The following is a 6,281-nucleotide window of genomic DNA, read 5'->3' as shown; positions in this document are numbered from 1 at the left end:
TTACATTATTGGTTAAAAATCCAGATGTAAAAACAGAAAAAGCAACAATACATTATCAAGACATAGGAGAGTATTTAACAAGGGAAGAAAAACTAAAAATTATTAGTGGTTTCAAATCTTTTACAAACGAACAACTGCAATTAAAAACATTACAACCCAATGAACAAGGCGATTGGCTTAGTATGCGGAATGATGCTTTCGAAAATTTCATAGCATTAGACCCTGAGAAAAAATTAAGTATAAAGTCAAATTCATTTTTTGTAATTAATTCAAATGGAGTAGTAACCAATCGGGATAATTGGGTATATAATAGTTCACAAAAAGGGTTAATCGAAAATGTAAAATCAATGATTAGCTTCTATAATAGCCAAGTTGAGGGGTTTAAGAAGCAAAAGGAGTTCAATAATAAAGTAGATATTAATTCATTTATATCTAAAGATGAAACTAAAATTAAATGGGTTCAAAATTTGATTAGAGATGCAGGAAATGGTATAGTACATACGTATGATGAAGCTTCTGTCCGCAAGAGCTCTTATCGTCCTTTTTATAAACAAAATTTATATTTCAATAAATCTTTGAATTGGAGTAGGTACTTAATGCCAAGTATTTTACCCACAGAGAAACATGAAAATTTTATTATTTGTGTAAGCGGAATTGGGGCTTCAAAGGGATATTCTGCTCTAATAACTTCAAGTATACCAAATCTTCACTATTTGGATACTATGCAATCTTTTCCCTTATATTATTATGAAGAAAACAACGCAAAACAAAGGGGGATGTTTGATGAAGACAATAAAAACGATTTCATCCGCAGGGATGCAATAAGCGATTTTATCTTAGAAAGAGCCAAAAAAATCTACGGTAAAAATGTAACCAAAGAAGATATATTTTACTATGTATATGGCTTCCTACATAGCAATCAATACAAAGAAAAATTTGCCAGTGATTTAAAGAAGATGTTACCTCGTTTACCATTATTAGAGGAGGTAAAAGATTTTTGGGCATTCAGCAAAGCAGGTAGAAAGTTAGCCGAACTGCATTTGAATTATGAAACTGTTGCACCTTTTGCAGATGCAGAAGTTACTGGTGATGATGGAAAGTTTTATACAGTTGAAAAACTTCGTTTTCCAAAGAAAGACCAAAAAGATACAATCATTTACAATAGCAAAATAACCATTTCAAATATCCCTGCACAGGCTTATCAGTATGTAGTAAACGGCAAGAGTGCGATAGAATGGATAATGGAACGCTATCAAATTTCTACACATAAAGAAAGTGGCATAACCAACAATCCAAACGACTGGGCAACCGAAACAGGCAATCCACGATACATTTTAGACTTGTTGTTGAGTGTAATAAATGTAAGTGTACAAACAGTAGAAATTGTAAACAGTTTACCTAAAGTTGATTTTGGAACAGAATCTAGAGATAGCAATGAGATAAAAATGTATACCGTCAACGAAGATGATGTTGAATTAAATATTGCAGCAGAACCTAACGAATAATAAACTCACAATGCCAAGCATCAGCGACCATAACATTTGTATGTTACATAAAAAATAAAACCAAAGGATAATAGTATATTTTATCCTTTACCTTCCGTCGCACTGGCGATGGAAGGTAAGACTTTTTTGGAATACAGATAACCTAGAAGCGAGAAAGTAACTTACTTTTTTAACTTGCCTACTCTAAAATTGAGTAGAGTAGGAATTGAGTAAGAAGTGAACAATTTTCTTACTCATATAAAATACACTATCAGCCTATGTTTTACAATTTTGAGTAAGAAAGTAAGAAACTTTATAACTCGTTTACAAAATACCCTTTTACAGTATATGGCCGATTTGGGTGAGGATGAGTACCCCTTTTAAAGCCCAATTGTTTTAAGGCTCTTCCGATTGAATTTAAGGTAAACCTTACAGATGGGTGTAATGAATTAAGTTTATCGTATATATCAACTGGTCTTACAAATTTGCCACCATCTTCTTTTGAACTGGGTGTATAATAGAGAGGAATAGTTTCAGTCTCGAAAGTCGGAACTTGAAAAGTTTGATTTGCTTTCTCATTTTCATCTATCTCATCTTGTGTAAGTTGATAATGGAATCCTGCCAAATACAATGAATAGGCTTGCCTCCAAATATCATTTATGTTGATTTTATCTTTATAGCTGAAATCTATCCTTCCAATTAATTCAAAACACAACCAACGAACAGAGCCTGTTTCATCAGTTAAAAATTCATCTTTATTTGTCGAACCGATAAAATTTGCTCTTCTTGCCATTATCTGTGTCCTCTTTCCAAATGGAAGCCGAACATTTATTTTGTCTTTACTAATGAAGCTTTTCAACGCATTTATTTCGGTTTTATTTAAAGTTGCTAACTCATCCATGTTGATTAAGAAATTTGACGCTAAAGCAATTAAACTGTCTTTATCTGTGTTTATATTTTCTGTAATATAATTTGACAATTCCTGAGGGCATAACCATCTACAAAATGTTGATTTTCCACTATTCTGTATATCATGCACCAAGACGAATACCTGTTTATTAAATACATTATCATTCAATGCACATGCAATACAACGAACCAACATTTTTTTAAAATGCCGATTAAAACGGTCTTGCTCTTTCATTGGAAGGAATTCACATAATTGTGAAATATAATCGTTTTCTTTTTCTGCATCCCAATTCGAAAGACTATTAAAATAATCTGCAAAAGGATTATATTTTTCAACAAAATCGCTTCCTAATAATGCGTTTAGCTTTGATTGCGAAATATTGATGCCTTTTTTCTGCAACTCCCGATAAATAGAATTTTCATCCAGTTCCTCAAACCCATTATCAGAATTTATTTTTTTATACTCAATTTTAGTGCTTACAATATTGTTTCTCAATATATAATTCTCGGAAATATATTCTTCCACCTTATCCCATAAGGTGTAACTTTTTTGGTTATTTGCCTCTGTCGGTTTTTTGGCTTTAATAGGCTCTTTGCTATATGCACTTTTTACTGTTTGCTGAATCTCATTTATATCAAACCCCTGTTCTGCGTATTGGCTTGAAATTTCCTTTAAAGCAAAGTCATATTTCAGGCCGGCATCCCTGCATTTTTTAGCAAGTTTGAAAACATAGTTATTTCTTTTCCCTTCAACATAAGTTTCAGTAATGTTTAATTCCTTATCTATCCTTTCATAGATTTTGAAATAGTAATTTATTGAAGACCATACAATAGAGTTTGAATTCTGATATAAATCCTTGTCATAACTTAAATACATAAGCCTTGTAATGTCGCTACATGATTTGTCTGCTTCTATATGATAAGTATTATAAAAATAGTCCTTTAGCGTATTGAAATTTTCAAGATGCGCCTTATTATCTCCTTCAACCTTAACAAAACACTTTAACCCATTGCCTGATGGGCTGATAAATACAGCCATGCAGAATTTGTCTTCACATAATTTTGCCTTCTTTCTTGTCAAATCCTGAATCTTATCAAAATCTAGGCAAATAATGCCGGTATAAGATTCAATACATTCCAATTTTCTTTGTTCTCCAAAGGTTGCTGATGGCGTAATTGCAGGCAATGATTTTTTTAACTTGTCCTTTTTATCCTTATCCTTTTCAGTTCTAATCTTTTCAATATGCTCAAACAAATCCTTATCACTCTGAATAGTTTTTAAGGTCTCTGATATGCTAATAAGCGTATTATTCTTTTGCGTTATGGACTTGTAAAGGGAAACGCTTCTTTCTAGGAAATTCTTGTTTGAAATCGTATTCATAGCGTTATTTTTTACCTTTATTAGTTGTGGTCGCAATTTCAGAGGATGTTAATTTTCTACCCTCGTTTAGCCACTTCTCCAAATCCACCTTTTTGAAGTATAGTTTTTTACCTCGCTTAATAAATGGAATGGTTCTTTGCGAAGTGAAACCGTAAAGGGTTTGTTTCGCTAATTGCAAAAATTCAGATGCTTCTTCAAGGGATAAAAATTTATCCGTTTCATCTTGCTTTATCTGCTTTTGTCTTTGGAGTGATTTAAGAAGTGAATCCTGAATGATAACTTCCAATTGGTCTTTGCTGATAATAATTAGTTCAGTCATTGTTTAAAAATTTATTGTTTCAGCAAAACAACAAACCAACAATAAACTAAAAGTCCTACTTGGATGCTACTGGGATTAAATTTTATTTCGCTTATCTATTTGTTTTTTCTGATACCCTTTATATTTTTCATTCAGAGTATTGAAAATTTTAGGGTTATAGTCTGCATTGCTATTATGAATACTTGCTGAATGATTAGCTTGCCAATTTTTGCCTAATGGATAATTAAGGAGCATTGAAAACTCTTCTACAATTTTTGTGATGCCTCTGCCTTCTATATATTTTCCTTCATGTAAAGCATAAATCAATTGAACAAATTCCGTTTCATTTGTGCCTATCCAGTTGATTTCGCTTTTGTTTGGCTTATCTTCTTCACTATTGGCATGAAGTTCCTTTTCTTCTGACATCACAAATGAAATTAATTTATCCATTGTGTAAAATAGGATTAAGTCAGGCATTATTTTTATTCGAATTTTAGCTGGTATCTTTTTGATATTGGTATTAAATATTTCTTCATACTCCTTGCTTGCATCACTTTCATATTCATCATTCATTTCAATAAAGAAACGGTCATATGGTTTTAACTTTATTTGAATGTCCAAGTATTGCTTATAAATCGGATTAAGAAAATTATGATGTGCGAAAGATTTATTTCTTGCCTTAGTCATTGCACTTTCATATTCAGCTTGCAATCGCATAATCTCGGCATCACATTTTTTAATAAAATCAGTATAGTAATTTTTCATTTTTTGAGTTTATAAAATTGCTTTGCTTGCTTCGTCCAAAATTTTATTATCAAATCCCTCTAAATAAATTTCAGTTGTTTTTTCGCTGTTATGCCCCATTGCTTTACTTATTACTGAAACAGAAATACCGCTATTTCTCATATTCGTTGCGTATGAATGTCGGGCTACATAGGTTGTAAGTTTCTCTTTAATATTCGCTTCCTTTCCAATAGTTTTTAAATCTTTGTTTACCTGCTTCAATACCTTATCAACTCTATAATCAATTGATTTAGCCGTTTCATGTGAATGGTTTAAAATTGGAAAAATGTAATCATTTTCAGCATGAGGGTAATTTTTTTTGTAGAATTTCAAAATATCTATTGCAGGGTCTAACATTCCAATATTGAAATTTTCCTTTGTCTTGCTTCTTGTATATGTCAACTTATTATTATTGATTGAACTCCATTTCAAAAAAGCCATATCAATGAAATTTATCCCTCTATTATAATAGCTAAACAAAAAATAATTTTGTGCATGAAATATACTGGTATCGGGTTTGAATTTCAGTTTTGCAATTGCTTGAATTTGTTCTTTTGAAATAGCACGCTTTGCAGTTTTAATTCTTCTATACTTTGTGAAACTTATATCTTTAAAGGGGTTGTATTCTGCTTTAACTATATTCTCGCTCCTTGCATTATTTATAAGAGTTTTGAAAGTTCGCATATAAACGAAAATAGAATTTGGCTTTACTCCCCTTGAAAGTAGTTCGGCTTCATATTTATTTATAAAGCTTGGTGTAATATCACTAAACACAATATCCTTATCCTTCATGAATGTTGAAAGGCTGTTTTTTGTTGACTTGAAAATATTTGCATATCCTATTCTATTGGATTTTTCCAGCCTTTCAATGACTTCATCAAAATATTTAATAACGGAGGTTTTAGAATTGGTATTTATGAGTATAGATTTTACATTGTCTGAACTATAACCGTTATCATGTGTATCAAGGTCATAAAGTAGTTTTTTAGCCTCTAATTTCTTCTTATCAATTAGTATGCTTAATTCTTTATAAAGTGGGTGTTTCTTCTTTGGCATATTTTCCTTTTCATCCCACATTTTAAGTGAACATGAAGCAATTGCCATGTATTTTGTTTTTCTGTCTTTAATAACTCTCAAATAAATGGGGTGTTCTCCATTTTTTAAGACCTTGTGAGTAGATAAAATCACTTTAATTGATGCGCTCATAATGGATAGTTTATTTTTAATTCAAATTTTAGGTAAAACATAGGTAAAACATTTAGCATAGAAAAGCGAAAATAAGCAAAAATATCAATAAGCATGAAAACCTTGCAAATATTGATGATTACTAGATTACATAGAAATTATCAAGAATGAATAACCATAATATTATTGCATGGCATGCAAGAGGTCATCGGTTCGACCCCGTTATCCTCCACCGAAAAGA

General features: G+C 31.3%; 5 protein-coding genes. 1 reads left to right on the top strand and 4 read right to left on the bottom strand.

Annotated elements, in window-relative coordinates:
• On the top strand, nt 1-1,505 hold a 1,505-nt coding region (locus tag ACOYLP_RS10145; protein WP_422856057.1), incomplete at its 5' end, for a type ISP restriction/modification enzyme.
• A 292-nt stretch (nt 1,506-1,797) separates the two neighbouring features.
• Here the strand turns inward: ACOYLP_RS10145 and ACOYLP_RS10140 are convergent.
• From ACOYLP_RS10140 to ACOYLP_RS10125, 4 genes are all read right to left on the bottom strand, one after another.
• Nucleotides 1,798-3,774: a VapE domain-containing protein gene (locus tag ACOYLP_RS10140; RefSeq protein ID WP_422856056.1), complete on the bottom strand. Its 1,977-nt coding sequence runs from the start codon at nt 3,772-3,774 to the stop codon at nt 1,798-1,800.
• 4 nt (nt 3,775-3,778) lie between these two features.
• On the bottom strand, nt 3,779-4,093 hold the full coding sequence (locus ACOYLP_RS10135) for a helix-turn-helix domain-containing protein (RefSeq protein WP_422856055.1): 315 nt from the start codon (nt 4,091-4,093) through the stop codon (nt 3,779-3,781).
• 75 nt (nt 4,094-4,168) lie between these two features.
• The gene (locus tag ACOYLP_RS10130; RefSeq protein WP_422856054.1) at nt 4,169-4,837 is read right to left on the bottom strand and encodes a hypothetical protein; all 669 of its coding nucleotides are present in this window, start codon (nt 4,835-4,837) and stop codon (nt 4,169-4,171) included.
• Between the two features lie 9 nt (nt 4,838-4,846).
• Nucleotides 4,847-6,061, bottom strand: a complete 1,215-nt coding sequence (locus ACOYLP_RS10125; protein WP_422856053.1) for a phage integrase SAM-like domain-containing protein — start codon at nt 6,059-6,061, stop codon at nt 4,847-4,849.
• Nucleotides 6,062-6,281: the final 220 nt, after the last annotated feature.

Origin of the sequence: Flavobacterium sp., assembly GCF_049318325.1 — a bacterium.
GTDB lineage: Bacteria > Bacteroidota > Bacteroidia > Flavobacteriales > Flavobacteriaceae > Flavobacterium.
The sequence above is the reverse complement of the archived record's forward strand: the minus strand, read 5'-3'. Positions and strand labels throughout refer to the sequence as shown.